The organism is Sphingomonas sp. M1A8_2b (genome assembly GCF_053345535.1).
In genome coordinates this window covers 897,435-910,996 of record NZ_JBKFAH010000002.1, presented here as the reverse complement: position 1 = coordinate 910,996, position 13,562 = coordinate 897,435, and the positions used below count along the sequence as shown (strand labels likewise).

Genomic DNA, 13,562 nt, shown 5'->3' with positions numbered 1-13,562 from the left:
ACTGGGGAGCAACCCTCCCGACCGCTCGTTAGGACCCCATGCGCCAAGCCTCCACAATGCTAACCATCGACACTACCCGCCAGGGCCTGGTCGATGTCACCGACAAGATCGCCCGCTGGACCCGCGACGAGCGCCTCACCGAAGGCTTGCTGACGGTATTCTGCCGTCACACCTCCGCGTCCCTCCTGATCCAGGAAAATGCGGCCCCCGAAGTCCGCACCGATCTCGAAGCCTATTTCGCCCGCATCGCCCCCGAGTCGCGCGACTACCTGCACGACGACGAAGGCCCGGACGACATGCCCGCACACCTCCGCACCGCGCTTACCCAGGTTCAGCTGTCGATCCCGCTGATCGAGGGCCGACTCGCGCTCGGTACATGGCAGGGGATCTATCTCTTCGAGCACCGCCGTCGTCCGCATCGGCGCACGCTGGCGCTGCATGTCATCGGCGACTGACGTCGATCATGAAAAATGCGTCAGGCCGGTGGCGCATTGGAGCGATGTCGTTCATCAACCGTTCCACAACTGACGGCTAATAAGCGGCGTTTCGCCGCATTCGCCGCGAACGGAGACGACACCATGTTCAAGACACCGGGTGGCAAGGTCGCACTCGCAGCGCTCGCAACGGGCGCGCTGCTGCTGGCCGGATGCGCGACCGAAACCACGTATCGGCCTGCGACGGGCCAGGGCTTCAACCGTACCGGCTATAGCGACCGCCAAGTCGAGCCGGGTCGCTTTCTCGTCAGCTTTGCCGGCAACAGCGTCACCTCGCGCGACACGGTCGAGCGCTATCTGTTCTTCCGCGCCGCCGAACTGACGTTGCAGAACGGCTACGACTATTTCCTGATGGCCGACCGCGACACCAATCTCCAGTCGCGTACTTACTCAACGCCGGGGATCGGTGGCGGGTTCGGCTATGGCGGCTTCGGCGGCTATTGGGGCCCGTCGTGGCGCTATTACGGCCGCGGGTTCGGCTGGCGTAGCTGGGATCCGTACTTCGGTGGCGGTTTCGGTGGCGGCCCATGGGGCAACGACTTCGATATCCGCACGATCGACCGCTATGAAGCGACCGCGGAGATCGTGATGCGCAAGGGACCGATCCCGCGCGACAACATCCGGGCGTTCGATGCGCGGAAGGTCGTCGACAGCATCGGGCCGAGCGTCGTGCTGCCGAAGTAAGCTGCGGCTTTCGAGACAGCGAAAAGGCCGGGCTACCCCAGGGTAGTCCGGCCTTTTTGTTACGCTGCTCCCTCTCCCCCGGCGGGGAGAGGGTCGGGGTGAGGGGCTGTTGTAGAGGGCAGCGCTCGCGGCGCCCCTCACCCAACCCTCTCCCCGAGGGGGAGAGGGCTTTAGGAAGCAGCTTTCGCCAAACCCTTCGACAGCTGTAGCGCGCCGTGCAGCCGGGCCTTCGGATCGCCCCACGCCCGCTGCAACACCAGCTTGCTGTCCGGCCGCAACCGCGCGACGCCGTTGAGCCGCTCGACATACGCCAGCAGCTTGTCGATGTTCGGCGGCGTGTCGTTGTGGAACGACACCAGCACGCCCCTCGGCCCGACGTCGATCTTCGACACGCACGCACGTTTCGCGTTCAGCTTGATCTCGATGACCTTGATCAAATTCTCGGTTGCATCCGGCAAAGGCCCGAACCGATCGATCATCTCGGCCGCGAATGCCTCGATCTCCTGGCCCTCGTCGAGATCGTTGAGGCGGCGATACAGCCCCATCCGAAGGTCGAGATCGGGCACGTAATCCTCGGGAATGAGGATCGGCGCGTCGACCGTGATCTGCGGCGAGAAATCGCGCGGGCGCCCAGAAGTCATGCCGCCGGCCTTGGCGTCCATAATCGCCTCTTCCAGCATCGCCTGGTAGAGTTCGAAACCGACCTCCTTGATATGCCCGGTTTGCTCGTCGCCGAGCATGTTGCCCGCGCCGCGAATATCCAGATCGTGGCTCGCAAGCTGGAAGCCGGCGCCGAGCGAATCGAGATCGGATAGGACCTTCAGGCGCTTCTCCGCCGTCACCGTCATCTGTCGCTCCGGCGGCGTCACCAGATACGCATAGGCACGCGTCTTCGATCGGCCGACACGCCCCCGCAACTGGTACAGCTGAGCAAGACCGAAGCGGTCGGCGCGGTGGACGATCATCGTGTTGGCGGACGCGATATCGATCCCGCTCTCGATGATCGTGGTCGAGACGAGCACTTCGAACTTCTTGTCGTAGAACGCCGACATGCGCTCCTCGACCTCGGTCGGCGACATCTGGCCGTGCGCGACGACGAAGCGGATCTCGGGCACCTGTTCGCGCAGGAAATCCTCGATCTCGGGCAGGTCGGCAACGCGCGGCGTGACGACGAAGCTCTGCCCGCCACGGTAATGCTCGCGCAGCAGCGCCTCGCGCAGCACGACCGGATCGAACGGCATGATGTACGTCCGCACCGCAAGGCGATCGACCGGTGGGGTCTGGATCACCGAAAGCTCGCGGATTCCCGACATCGCCATCTGCAGCGTGCGCGGGATCGGCGTCGCGGTCAGCGTCAGCATGTGGACGTCCGCCCGCAGCGCCTTCAGCCGCTCCTTGTGCGTTACGCCGAACCGCTGCTCCTCGTCGACCACCACCAGCCCGAGCCGCTTGAAGTCGATATTCTTCGCCAGCAGCGCGTGCGTGCCGATGACGACGTCGATCGTGCCGTTCGCCAGCCCTTCCTTTGTCGCCTTCGCCTCGCTCGCGGTGACGAGCCGCGACAGGCGGCCCATGTTCATTGGGAAACCCTCGAAGCGCGCGACGAAGTTGTTGTAGTGCTGGCGCGCGAGCAACGTCGTCGGACAGACGATCGCGACCTGCTTGCCACCCATCGCCGCGACGAATGCCGCGCGGAGCGCGACCTCGGTCTTGCCGAAGCCGACGTCGCCGACCACCAGCCGATCCATCGGTTTGCCCGCCGCGAGATCGCCGAGCACGTCCTCGATCGCGCGGTCCTGGTCCTCGGTTTCCTCGTACGCGAAACGGTCGACGAAGCTGGGGTACCCGCTTGCATCGGGTTCGAGCACGTCGCCCGGATGCAGCGCGCGTTCGGCGGCGGTCGCGATGAGTTCGCCGGCGATCTCGCGGATCCGCTCCTTCATCTTCGACTTGCGGCGCTGCCAGCCTTCGCCGCCGAGACGGTCGAGCGTCGCGCCTTCCTCGGACGAGCCGTAGCGCGACAGGACGTCGATATTCTCGACCGGCACGTACAGCTTGTCGCCGCCGGCATAGCTCAGCGCAACGCAGTCATGCGGGCTCTGGCCGACGGGGATCGAGGTCAGGCCTTCATAGCGGCCGATCCCGTGCTCGGTGTGCACGACGAGGTCGCCGGGCGTCAGCGTGGCCAGTTCGGCTAGGAACGCGTCGGCGGATTTCTTGCGCTTCTTGCGGTGGACGAGGCGGTCGCCGAGCATGTCCTGCTCGGTGAGGACCGCGATCTCCGGCGCGGTGAAGCCGTGATCGAGCGGCAGGACGATCAGCGCGACGCCGAAACTGCGGGCAGTGTCGGCGATGCCGAGTGCTTCCTGCCAGGTCTCGGCGTGCTTGCCGCCCTTCATGCCGTGGTCGGCGAGCAGGCTGCCCAGGCGTTCGCGCGCTCCGATCGAGTAGCTGGCAAGGATCGGTTTCCGCCCCTGCTTGCGCAGCTTCTCGACGTGATCGGCAACCGCTTCGTAGATGTTCGCCTGCGCGGCGCGTTCGGGGCCGAAATCGCGGGGGCCGTCGACGTCGAAGTCGAGCACGGTGTCGCTCGGGGGTTCGTGGAAGGGCGAGGTGATGTGCGCGGCGAACGCCTCGACGCCGCCGGACCATTCCTGCGCGTCGAGATAGAGCGCCTTAGCGGTGAGCGGGCGATAGCTGCCGGGCTGGGCCGCCTCGGCGCGCTTGCGGTTCTCGTAATAGTCGGCGATCGATTCGAGCCGGCTCTCCACCGCCGCCGCGACGCCGTTGTCGCGCACCACGACGTCGTCGGCGCCGAGATGATCGAACAGCGTCGCCATCTTCTCCTCGAACAGCGGCAGCCAATGCTCCATGCCCGCGATGCGGCGGCCTTCGGAGATCGCCTGGTACATCGGATCGCCGGTCGCGGTCGCGCCGAACGCATCGCGGTAGCGGGTGCGGAAGCGCTTGATCGAGTCCTCGTCGAGCAGCGCTTCGGAGGCGGGGAGCAGGACGAAGCCGTCGATCCGGCCGGTCGTGCGCTGGTCGGCCGCGTCGAACGTGCGGACGCTCTCGATCTCGTCGCCGAAGAAATCGAGGCGCAGCGCGTGGTCTTCGCCCGACGGGTAGAGATCGACGATTCCGCCGCGCACCGCATACTCGCCTTGGTCGTGGACGGTGTCGGTGCGGACATAGCCGTTCGCCTGGAGCAGCATCGCGAGCTTGTCGCGACCGATCCGCTCGCCGGGCGCGAGCCGCGCGACGAGCTGGCGGATGCGGAACGGGGTGAGGACGCGCTGAGTCGCGGCGTTGGCGGTGGTCAGCAGGAGCTGCGGACCCTTGGGCTTCCCTTGCAGGCGTTGGAGCGCGGCGACACGCTCGGCCATGATGCGTAGGGTGGGAGAGGCGCGGTCGTAGGGGAGGCAGTCCCAGGCGGGGAAGCTCAGCACTTCGAGATCGGGCGCGAAATATGCGGCGGTCGAGGCGATCGCGCGCATGGCGGCGTCGTCGGGCGCGATGAACACCGCGCGGGTCTTCGCAGCGCGGGCGAGGTCGGCGAGCAGCGACGGCTGGAAGCCGGACGGCACGCCCGAGAGGATCAGCGGGCTCGTCGCGGAGAGGATCGTCTTGAGGTCTGGCATTGGTTTCCTAAAGCCCTCTGCCCGTTGGGGAGAGGGCTGGGTGAGGGGCTGTTCCGGGCACTGCACTGCTTGGCTGCCCCTCACCCCGACCCTCTCCCCAGCGGGGAGAGGGAGTGCGTTACTTCACGACCGTGACGTAATTGATGTCGCGCATCGCCTGCATCATCGGGCCGTCCCACTCCGGCGGGCACGGGATCGAGCCGATCGCCCAGCCCATGATGTCGACGTCCTGTTCCTCCAGCAGCGCCTCGAACCAGTCGAGCTGCTCGGGCGTCCACGTCCGGCCGTAGGTCGCGAAGAAGCCGCCGATCATCATGTCGGCTTCGCGCGTGCCGCGGTGCGAGCTGCGGAAGCCCAGGCGCTTGAGGCGGGTCTCGTGATCCATCGTATCTCCAAACACGAAGAGCCGGCGACCCGCTGGTAGCGAGCGTCGGCTAGGCTATAGAGGCCAGATAGTCATGCGACCCGAAATCCTCAATCCGCTGTTCGCCGAAACCCTCGTCCTGAAGGGGGTGGGGCCTGCGCTCGCCAAGCCGCTCGACCGGCTCGGGCTCGCGCGCGTCGTCGACGTCGCCTTCCATCTGCCGACCGGCTACGTCGATCGCCTGCCGCGCACCGAGCTGATGTCGAGCGATGCCGGGCGGATCATCACAATCACGCTCACCCCGCGCGACTACAAGATCAGCGCGGGGCGGGGGCCTACGCGCGTGCAGGCGACCGACGAGCACGGCAACTACGTCAGCCTCGTCTTCTTCGGCGGCAGTTCGGGCTGGGCGAAGAAGCTCCTCCCGATCGGGGAGGCCAAGCGGATCTCGGGGCGGCTCGACGAATATGGCCAGGAATTGCAGATCGTCCATCCCGACATCGTCGAGCCGGACGAGGAGTTGCGCGAGCGCGAGCCGATCTATCCGCTGTCGGAAGGGCTCACGTCGCGACGGCTGGCGGCGCTGACCACGCAGGCGGTCGCGCGCGCGCCGGACTTGCCGGAGTGGATCGAGCCAGGGCTCAAGGCAAAACGCGAATGGCCGGGCTGGCACGAGTCGCTGGCGCGCATCCACGCCGACCCGTCGGATGCGAAGGCGCGGGAGCGGCTGGCGTATGACGAGGTGTTCGCGAACCAGCTCGCGATGACGCTGGTCCGCGCCGACACGCGCAAGCGGCGGGGCAGGGCACTCCACGGTGACGGCCGGCTGCGTGACTTGCTCAAGCTGCCCTACACGCTGACCGGCGCCCAATCCCGCACCGTGGCCGAGATCGAGGGCGATCTCGCGCAGACATCGCCAATGCTGCGGCTGCTGCAAGGCGATGTCGGCTCGGGCAAGACTTTGGTCGCGGCGATGGCGATGCTGATAGCGGTCGAGGCGGGCGCACAGGCCGCGATGCTTGCACCCACCGAGATCCTCGCTCGCCAGCATTACGAGACGTTGCGAAAGACGCTCGCCGGGCTGCCGATCGAGATCGGTGTGCTCACTGGCCGTGATAAGGGTCGCGTACGCGAGGCGACGCTGATGGCGCTGGCGAGTGGCGAGATCGACATTCTCGTCGGCACGCACGCGATCTTTCAGGATGCGGTCGGCTACAAGGACCTCGCGCTCGTGGTGGTGGACGAACAGCACCGCTTCGGCGTGGCGCAGCGGATGACGTTGCAGGCAAAAGGCGTCGCGCCGCCGCATCTGCTCGCGATGACCGCGACGCCGATCCCGCGCACGCTGACGCTCGCGCAATATGGCGAGATGGACGTGAGCCGCCTCGACGAGATGCCGCCCGGACGCCAGCCGATCGAGACGCGCGTCATCTCGGAGGACCGCCTCGACGACGTGGTCAATGCGCTCGGCCGGCATCTGGCGGATGGCGGGCAGGCTTACTGGGTGTGCCCGCTGGTCGAGGAGAGCGAGAAGAGCGACCTCGCCGCTGCCGAAATGCGCGCGGAGACACTGCGTGCCCGCTTCGGCGACAAGGTGGCGCTCGTCCACGGCCGCATGAAACCGGCTGAGAAGGACGCGGTGATGGCCGAGTTCTCCGCCGCGCGCACGTCCGTCCTCGTCGCCACCACCGTGATCGAAGTGGGCGTCGACGTCACCAACGCGACGCTGATCGTGATCGAGCATGCCGACCGCTTCGGTCTCGCCCAACTCCACCAGCTCCGCGGACGGGTGGGGCGCGGCACCGGCCGGTCGATCTGCCTGCTGATGCGCGGTTCGTCGCTCAGCGAGACATCCCGCGCGCGCCTCGCCCTGATGCGCGAGACCAACGACGGCTTCCGCATCGCCGAGGAGGACCTCCGCCTCCGCGGCGCAGGCGAACTGCTCGGTACCAGGCAGTCCGGCGAGATGGCGTTCCGACTCGCGACGCCGGAGATGATGGCCGACCTGTTGGAATGCGCGCACGACGACGCGCGACTGCTTATCGATCGCGACGGTGGATTGGAGGGGCCGCGGGGTCAGGCCGCACGCATTGCCCTGTACCTGTTCGACCGCGATGCGGGTGTGGCGCTGCTGCGATCGGGTTGAGATGCACGTCTCACCGGTTGCATTCGCGGCCGCCCGTCGCCACGGACGACGGATGCCACCGCTCTTCCCGATCCTCATCGTCCTGCTCGCCGGTGTCGGGCTGGCGGTCCAGCCGCCGACCAACGCCGCGTTGGCAAAGGCGTCCGGCTCGGTCTGGCTCGCGTCGCTGGTCTCGTTTGCGATGGGCACCGCGATCCTGTTCGCGATCTGGGCGGCGGCCGATCGGACGATGCCGGCAGCGCTGAAGGGCGCGCCCAGCTGGGCGTGGCTTGGCGGGCTCTACGGCGCGTGCTTCGTCGCGGCGCTGGCCTATGCGTCGCCGCGACTTGGGCTCGCGTCCGCGTTGACGATCGCGGTCGGAAGCCAGCTTGTGACCGCGTTGGTGCTCGATCGGTTCGGCCTGCTCGGGCTCAGCGCCCAGCCGATCAGTCTCATGCGCGTTGCAGGCGTGGTGCTGGTGATCGGCGGCGTGCTGCTGGTCCGCGCCGGCTGACCTCAGCTGTTGCGGACCAGCACCGACAGCATCCCGTAATACTCGGCGAGCGGGATCGTTCGTTCGAGCTCGCAGCCGATCCGCCCGCCCAGCGACCAGCGCACGACGGCATCGACACCGCCGAGGATCGGCAGCGTGATCCGCAACCGGTCGCCCGCCTCGGGCGCACCTTCGCAGCGCGCCATCAGGCCATTCGCCGACATGTTGACCAGCACCAGCTTCATGCTGCGACCGTCGCCGTCGATCGCGTGCGTACGGTGCATGATCTCGTCGCGCGGCTCGCCGCGATGGTCTCGAACAGCCGTGGCATAGTTTCGCATCGGATGTTCCCCCAGTTACGGAAGCTATCGGATTAGCGTGCCGGCGGTGAACCCCGAACGAACGAGGATGCTTAACGCTCGGTTTTCCGTTAAGAAAATGTGCCGATTACGAGGGGGTTAGCATCCCGTGCCGTTTCTTTCCGAGGCTGAGACGAACCGGCGATGCGACGTCGATCGAGGCGCTTGGCTCCTTCACGGCCTCGCCATCGACCCGGACCGCGCCCTCGGCAATCTTGCGCCGCGCTTCGCCGTTGGACGCGACGAAGCCCAGGCCGACCAGCGCCTCGACGATGCCGATCGCGCCACCGCTGACCGGGAAGCTCGGCAGCGAATCGCCCGAGGCGCCTTCCTCGAATGTCTTTCGGGCGGTATCGGCAGCCTGCTTGGCGGCAGCCCGACCGCGGCACATCGCCGTCGCCTCGTTGGCGAGGACGATCTTGGCAGCGTTGATGTCCGCACCCTGAAGCGCTTCGAGACGCGCGATCTCGTCGAGTGGGAGGTCGGTGAAGAGGCGGAGGAAGCGTCCGACATCGCGGTCGTCGGTGTTGCGCCAGAACTGCCAGTACTCGAAGGTCGACAGCTGGTCCTCGTGCAGCCAGACCGCGCCCGACATCGTCTTGCCCATCTTGCCGCCATCCGCCGTGGTGATCAGTGGGGTGGTGACGCCGTAGACCTCGGTGCCGTCCATTCGGCGCGACAGTTCGATGCCGTTGACGATGTTGCCCCACTGGTCCGATCCGCCCATCTGCAACCGGCAGTCGGCCCGCCGCGACAGTTCGAGGAAGTCGTACGCCTGGAGGATCATGTAGTTGAATTCGAGGAAGCTCAGCGACTGCTCGCGGTCGAGGCGGAGCTTGACCGAATCGAACGCGAGCATCCGGTTGACCGAGAAATGCTGGCCGACATCGCGCAGGAACGGGATGTATTCGAGCGCGTCGAGCCACTCGGCGTTGTCGAGCATGACCGCGTCGGTGGGGCCATCCCCGAACGTGAGGAAGCGTTCGAAGATGCGGCGGATCGAGGCGACGTTGGCCTTGATCCCGTCCTCGCCGAGCAGTTTGCGCGCCTCGTCCTTGAAGCTCGGATCGCCGATCTTGCCGGTGCCGCCGCCCATCAGCACGATCGGCTTGTGCCCGGTCTGCTGGAGCCGGCGGAGCAGCATGATCTGGACGAGGCTGCCGACGTGCAGCGACGGCGCGGTCGGATCGAAGCCGATATAGCCGGGCACGACCTGCTTGCCGGCAAGCGCGTCGAGCGCGGCGGCGTCGGTCATCTGGTGGACATAGCCGCGCGAGGTCAGCGTGGTGAGCAGGTCGGACTGGTAGGTCATGGTGCGTCTCATTCCCCTTCCGCGTGCGGGAGGGGTTAGGGGAGGGGCTTCGTCGCCCCCATGCCCTCCCCCGACCCCTCCCGCAAGCGGGAGGGGAGATTCGCTTTATTCCGGCCACCGCCGTCATCCCAGCGTTCGCTGGGATGACGGGGGGGGGAGGCGGTTTCAGCTTCGCGGGAGCTGCGACGTCGGGTCCACCGGTGTCCGCCCCTTGCGCAGTTCGAAGTGGAGTTCGGGGCGGTCGGCGAACCCGGTGTCGCCCGATAGCGCGATGGTCTGCCCGCGCTTCACACTCTGGCCGCGCTGGACGAGCAGTTTCGATGCATGGCCGTAGACGCTCGTCCAGCCGCCACCGTGCTTGACGATCACCAGCCCGCCGAGTGCGGCGATGCCGTCGCCGACATAGGCGACGACGCCGTCAGCGGCGGCGTGGATCGGCGTCGACATCGGCACCGCGATCTTGATGCCGTCGTTGCGTTCGCCGCTCGCGCCGGGGCCGAAGCGCTTCACGACCCTGCCGTCGACCGGCCAAAGAAAACCACCACTCGCCAGTCGCGCCGGCCCGGTGACGACGGCGTTGGACGGCAGCACGCGGCGCGGCGTCGCGATCGGTTTCGCAGGAGCCTGGTTGCTCGCAAGCGCGGGCTCGCCGCCGGTCAGAATGTCGTCGATGTCGAGCGTAAAGGCCTGCGCGCGTTCCGAGGCACTCGGCCTGCCACCGCCGGGCGCGTCGGGGATCAGAATCCGCTGGTCGGCGCGCAGCACATAGGGCTCGACCAGCGCGTTCGCCGTGACGATCCGCGACCATTCGACGCCATAGGCGCGGGCGATCGCGATACCGGTCTCGCCGCGCCGGACCTGGTGATAACGACCACCCGGGATCCTCAGCCGTTCGCCGGTCTCGATCGTGTAGGGCGAATCGAGATCGTTCGCGCGCGCGATGGCCTCGAGGCTAGCACCGCTGCGATCGGCGACCCGGCTCAGCGTGTCGCCGGGCTGCACGACATAGGTCGTATCGGGGATCGTCTTCGCATCCGCGCGGACCTGGCGTGCCTCCCACGCGGGACGCGGCGCGGGCAGGGTGGTCACTTCGCCGGTATCGCGGCCGGGGCGATCATCAGCCCTGTCCCGCGATACGGGCTCAGCCTGCCGCGGTGGCGGGGTATCGCGCTGGGCGGGCGGATTTCGGTACGGGCGCTGAGGACGACTCTCCGGAGCAGGCTGTCCATAGCCGGCGGGGCGTTCGACCTGCGGAATGCACGCGGCAAGCCCGAGCAACGGCAGCACCGCTACCGCCGCCAGGAACCGCGCACGCACCATCACCGATAGGCCTGGGCGAGCATGTCCAGCGACTCGGTATGTGTCAGGTCGAGATGAAGCGGCGTAACCGACACGAATCCGTCCGCGGTCGCCTCGAGGTCGGTCGCGTGTGCGGGTGTCTCGACGGTCCGGCCGAGCGCGAACCAGTGATAGTCATAGCCACGCGGATCGGTGTTGCTGACGATCTGCAACCGGCCATAGTCGCGGAAGCCCTGGCCGACGACGCGAACCCCCTTCACCGCATCGGCCGGGCCGGCGGGGAAGTTGATGTTGACCAAGGTGCGCGGCGCCAGCGGCGCGTCGAGCAGTGGCCGCAACACGCGTTCGCCCCATGTCGCCGCCGCCTCGAACGGGACGCTGTCGCCCATGCCTTCGCGGCTGTAAATCTGGCTCAGCGCGATCGATCGGATGCCGCCCAGCGCGCCCTCCATCGCCGCCGAGACGGTACCCGAATACGTCACGTCTTCGGCTAGATTCGCGCCGCGGTTGACGCCCGACAGGATCAGGTCGGGCGGGCAGTCCTTCATGATCTTGGCGAGCGCCATCATCACCGCATCGGTCGGGGTGCCTGCGACCGCGTAGCGCTTCTCGCCGTGTTTCCGCACGCGGATCGGCCGCGACAGTGTCAGCGAGTGGCCGGCGCCCGACTGTTCCTCGGCCGGCGCGACCACCCAGACGTCGTCTGACAAGGTCCGGGCGATCGTCTCCAGCACCTTCAGGCCGGGCGCATGATAGCCGTCGTCGTTGGTGAGCAGTATCCGCATCAGCGCTTCGGCTCCAGCACGGTCAGCCCGCCGAGATACGGCTGGAGCACCGCCGGCACCGCAACCGAGCCATCCTCCTGCTGATAATTTTCCAGCACCGCGACGAGCGTGCGGCCGACCGCGAGCGCCGAGCCGTTGAGCGTGTGGACGAACCGCGTGCCCTTCTCGCCTTCGGGCCGATAGCGTGCGTTCATCCGGCGCGCCTGGAAGTCGGTGCAGGTCGAGACGCTGCTGATCTCACGGTAGCGCGCCTGGCCGGGCAGCCAGACTTCGAGATCGTAGGTGCGTGCCGCGGTGAAGCCCATGTCGCCGGTGCATAGGAGCATCCGCCTGAACGGTAGCTGCAACGCGTCGAGCACGCCCTCCGCGCAGGCCGTCATCCGCTCGTGCTCGGCTTCGGACATATCGGGGGTGACGATCGAGACCATCTCGACCTTGTCGAACTGATGCTGGCGGATATAGCCGCGCGTATCGCGCCCCGCCGCGCCCGCCTCGGAGCGGAAGCACGGCGTCAGCGCGGTGAAGCGCAGTGGCAGTTCGGCCTCGCTCAGGATCTGCTCGCGGACGATATTGGTGAGGCTCACTTCGGCGGTCGGGATCAGCCAGCGGCCATCGGTGGTGCGGAACAGGTCCTCCGCGAATTTCGGCAGCTGGCCGGTGCCGAACACGGCTTCGTCGCGGACGAGGAGGGGCGGCGACACCTGCTCGAAGCCGGCCTCGGACACGTGGTCCAGCATGAACTGCCCAAGCGCGCGCTGCAGCTTGGCGGCGAGCCCGCGGACCAGCGTGAAGCGCGCGCCGGACATCGCTGCGCCGGTCTCGAAATCGAGGCCGAGGGCCGGGCCGATCGCGTCATGCTCACGTGCGGTGAAGGGAAAGCTGATCGGCGTGCCGCGGGTGTGGATCAGCGCATTGTCGTCCTCGCCGCCACCTTGAGGCACGTCGGCTGCGGGAAGGTTGGGGATCGCTGCAATCGCGGATTCAAGTTCACCATCGAGCCGTGTGACAGTCGCTTCGAGTTCGGGAAGTGCGTCCTTCAGGGTCGCGACTTCGACCATCAGCGCCTGTGCCTTGGTCTCGTCCTTCTGTCCCTTGGCCTGACCGATCGCCTTCGACAATTCGTTGCGCCGCGTCTGCGCGCTCTGCGATTCCGCGATCGTCGCGCGGCGCTGCTCGTCGAGCGCTACGAGCGCTGCGGAGTGCGGCGCGACGCCGCGCTTGGCGAGGGCGGCGTCGAAGGCGGCGGGATCGTCTCGGATCAGGCGAATGTCGTGCATGGCCGAGGCTATGCCGAGACGGCGTGGCACGCGCAAGGCAGTGCTACCCTTACGATCCTCCCCGCCAGGAGGGAGGTGGCGCCAAGGCGACGGAGGGGGGACACGGGACGGCGGTCATCCCTTACCTCCCTCTACGTCTGGCAAGTGCCAGTCACCTCCCCCTGGCGGGGGAGGATCAGAAGGGTTCGCAACCTCCCCGGTATGCGGCGCGTTCACCCCGCATACGCAGAGCGAAAAGGAGAGACCGCATGCAGCTTCCCCACAATTCCGTCGTGCTCGTCGCGGACGGTCGGAAAATGCTGTTCCTGCGCAACGAGGGCGACAATGCCGCCCCCAATCTGGTCGTCGAGAAGGCGCAGGAGCAGATCAACCCTGCGACGCGCGACCAGGCCACCGATGCCGCGGGACGTGCCTCGTCACCGCAGGGCGGCGTGCAGAGCTCGGTCGAGCCGACCGACTTTCACCAGATCGAAGAGGATCGGTTCGCCGCCGAAGCCGCGGATTTCCTCAAGGCGCGGGCGCTGAAGAACGATTACGAGTCGCTGATCATCGTCGCACCGCCCAAGACGCTGGGGGAAATGCGCAAGCATTACCACAAGGAGGTCAGCAGCCGGCTGGCGGGCGAGCTGGACAAGGACCTGACCGGCCATCCGATCGCGGATATCGAGAAGGCGCTGAAGAATGCCTGACGCGACAGGTTTGACGCGAACCGGAATTCCGTAATGGATA

The 13,562-nt window shown here is 67.2% G+C and carries 12 protein-coding genes; 5 read left to right on the top strand and 7 right to left on the bottom strand.

The features are described from left to right. Positions 1 to 38 precede the first annotated feature (38 nt). Together ACLBWL_RS12295 and ACLBWL_RS12290 are read left to right on the top strand one after the other, a co-directional pair. Positions 39 to 455: a secondary thiamine-phosphate synthase enzyme YjbQ gene (locus ACLBWL_RS12295; RefSeq protein ID WP_447793373.1), complete on the top strand. Its 417-nt coding sequence runs from the start codon at positions 39 to 41 to the stop codon at positions 453 to 455. 123 nt (positions 456 to 578) lie between these two features. Further along, positions 579 to 1,178 carry a CC0125/CC1285 family lipoprotein gene (locus ACLBWL_RS12290; protein ID WP_447793371.1) on the top strand — a complete coding sequence of 200 codons (600 nt, stop codon included), beginning with the start codon at positions 579 to 581 and terminating at the stop codon, positions 1,176 to 1,178. A gap of 170 nt (positions 1,179 to 1,348) precedes the next feature. Here ACLBWL_RS12290 and mfd read toward each other — a convergent pair whose 3' ends face one another. Together mfd and ACLBWL_RS12280 are read right to left on the bottom strand one after the other, a co-directional pair. After that, on the bottom strand, positions 1,349 to 4,819 hold the full coding sequence (gene mfd, locus ACLBWL_RS12285) for a transcription-repair coupling factor (protein WP_447793369.1): 3,471 nt from the start codon (positions 4,817 to 4,819) through the stop codon (positions 1,349 to 1,351). Between the two features lie 118 nt (positions 4,820 to 4,937). Further along, complete coding sequence (locus tag ACLBWL_RS12280) at positions 4,938 to 5,204, bottom strand: FAD assembly factor SdhE (protein ID WP_447793367.1); 267 nt, start codon at positions 5,202 to 5,204, stop codon at positions 4,938 to 4,940. A gap of 73 nt (positions 5,205 to 5,277) precedes the next feature. On the opposite strand from ACLBWL_RS12280, the gene recG reads away from it, so the two are divergent. Then, the gene (gene recG, locus ACLBWL_RS12275) at positions 5,278 to 7,329 is read left to right on the top strand and encodes an ATP-dependent DNA helicase RecG (protein WP_447793366.1); all 2,052 of its coding nucleotides are present in this window, start codon (positions 5,278 to 5,280) and stop codon (positions 7,327 to 7,329) included. 52 nt (positions 7,330 to 7,381) lie between these two features. Then, the gene (locus ACLBWL_RS12270; RefSeq protein ID WP_447793364.1) at positions 7,382 to 7,822 is read left to right on the top strand and encodes a DMT family transporter; all 441 of its coding nucleotides are present in this window, start codon (positions 7,382 to 7,384) and stop codon (positions 7,820 to 7,822) included. A 2-nt stretch (positions 7,823 to 7,824) separates the two neighbouring features. Here the strand turns inward: ACLBWL_RS12270 and ACLBWL_RS12265 are convergent, their stop codons facing one another. The 5 genes from ACLBWL_RS12265 to serS all read right to left on the bottom strand — a co-directional run bounded on the left by ACLBWL_RS12265 (position 7,825) and on the right by serS (position 12,833). Beyond that, on the bottom strand, positions 7,825 to 8,142 hold the full coding sequence (locus tag ACLBWL_RS12265) for a PilZ domain-containing protein (RefSeq protein ID WP_447793362.1): 318 nt from the start codon (positions 8,140 to 8,142) through the stop codon (positions 7,825 to 7,827). A gap of 106 nt (positions 8,143 to 8,248) precedes the next feature. Then, the gene (gene tyrS / locus ACLBWL_RS12260) at positions 8,249 to 9,472 is read right to left on the bottom strand and encodes a tyrosine--tRNA ligase (protein WP_447793514.1); all 1,224 of its coding nucleotides are present in this window, start codon (positions 9,470 to 9,472) and stop codon (positions 8,249 to 8,251) included. Positions 9,473 to 9,637: 165 nt separating this feature from the next. Continuing rightward, positions 9,638 to 10,792, bottom strand: a complete 1,155-nt coding sequence (locus ACLBWL_RS12255) for a peptidoglycan DD-metalloendopeptidase family protein (protein ID WP_447793512.1) — start codon at positions 10,790 to 10,792, stop codon at positions 9,638 to 9,640. Continuing rightward, positions 10,792 to 11,556, bottom strand: a complete 765-nt coding sequence (gene surE / locus ACLBWL_RS12250) for a 5'/3'-nucleotidase SurE (RefSeq protein WP_447793361.1) — start codon at positions 11,554 to 11,556, stop codon at positions 10,792 to 10,794. The genes ACLBWL_RS12255 and surE overlap by 1 nt, the downstream gene beginning before the upstream one ends. After that, on the bottom strand, positions 11,556 to 12,833 hold the full coding sequence (gene serS, locus ACLBWL_RS12245) for a serine--tRNA ligase (protein ID WP_447793359.1): 1,278 nt from the start codon (positions 12,831 to 12,833) through the stop codon (positions 11,556 to 11,558). The genes surE and serS overlap by 1 nt, the downstream gene beginning before the upstream one ends. A 248-nt stretch (positions 12,834 to 13,081) precedes the next feature. On the opposite strand from serS, the gene ACLBWL_RS12240 reads away from it, so the two are divergent. Further along, on the top strand, positions 13,082 to 13,522 hold the full coding sequence (locus tag ACLBWL_RS12240) for a host attachment family protein (RefSeq protein WP_447793357.1): 441 nt from the start codon (positions 13,082 to 13,084) through the stop codon (positions 13,520 to 13,522). The last annotated feature ends 40 nt before the right edge of the window (positions 13,523 to 13,562 follow it).

Excerpts from the sequence above, each read along its gene's own strand:
- recG (WP_447793366.1), top strand. The coding sequence starts at position 5,278 with ATGCGACCCGAAATCCTCAATCCGCTGTTCGCCGAAACCCTCGTCCTG.
- ACLBWL_RS12255 (WP_447793512.1), bottom strand. The coding sequence starts at position 10,792 with ATGGTGCGTGCGCGGTTCCTGGCGGCGGTAGCGGTGCTGCCGTTGCTC.
- mfd (WP_447793369.1), bottom strand. The coding sequence starts at position 4,819 with ATGCCAGACCTCAAGACGATCCTCTCCGCGACGAGCCCGCTGATCCTC.
- ACLBWL_RS12295 (WP_447793373.1), top strand. The coding sequence starts at position 39 with ATGCGCCAAGCCTCCACAATGCTAACCATCGACACTACCCGCCAGGGC.
- ACLBWL_RS12280 (WP_447793367.1), bottom strand. The coding sequence starts at position 5,204 with ATGGATCACGAGACCCGCCTCAAGCGCCTGGGCTTCCGCAGCTCGCAC.
- surE (WP_447793361.1), bottom strand. The coding sequence starts at position 11,556 with ATGCGGATACTGCTCACCAACGACGACGGCTATCATGCGCCCGGCCTG.
- ACLBWL_RS12270 (WP_447793364.1), top strand. The coding sequence starts at position 7,382 with ATGCCACCGCTCTTCCCGATCCTCATCGTCCTGCTCGCCGGTGTCGGG.
- ACLBWL_RS12265 (WP_447793362.1), bottom strand. The coding sequence starts at position 8,142 with ATGCGAAACTATGCCACGGCTGTTCGAGACCATCGCGGCGAGCCGCGC.
- ACLBWL_RS12240 (WP_447793357.1), top strand. The coding sequence starts at position 13,082 with ATGCAGCTTCCCCACAATTCCGTCGTGCTCGTCGCGGACGGTCGGAAA.
- serS (WP_447793359.1), bottom strand. The coding sequence starts at position 12,833 with ATGCACGACATTCGCCTGATCCGAGACGATCCCGCCGCCTTCGACGCC.
- tyrS (WP_447793514.1), bottom strand. The coding sequence starts at position 9,472 with ATGACCTACCAGTCCGACCTGCTCACCACGCTGACCTCGCGCGGCTAT.
- ACLBWL_RS12290 (WP_447793371.1), top strand. The coding sequence starts at position 579 with ATGTTCAAGACACCGGGTGGCAAGGTCGCACTCGCAGCGCTCGCAACG.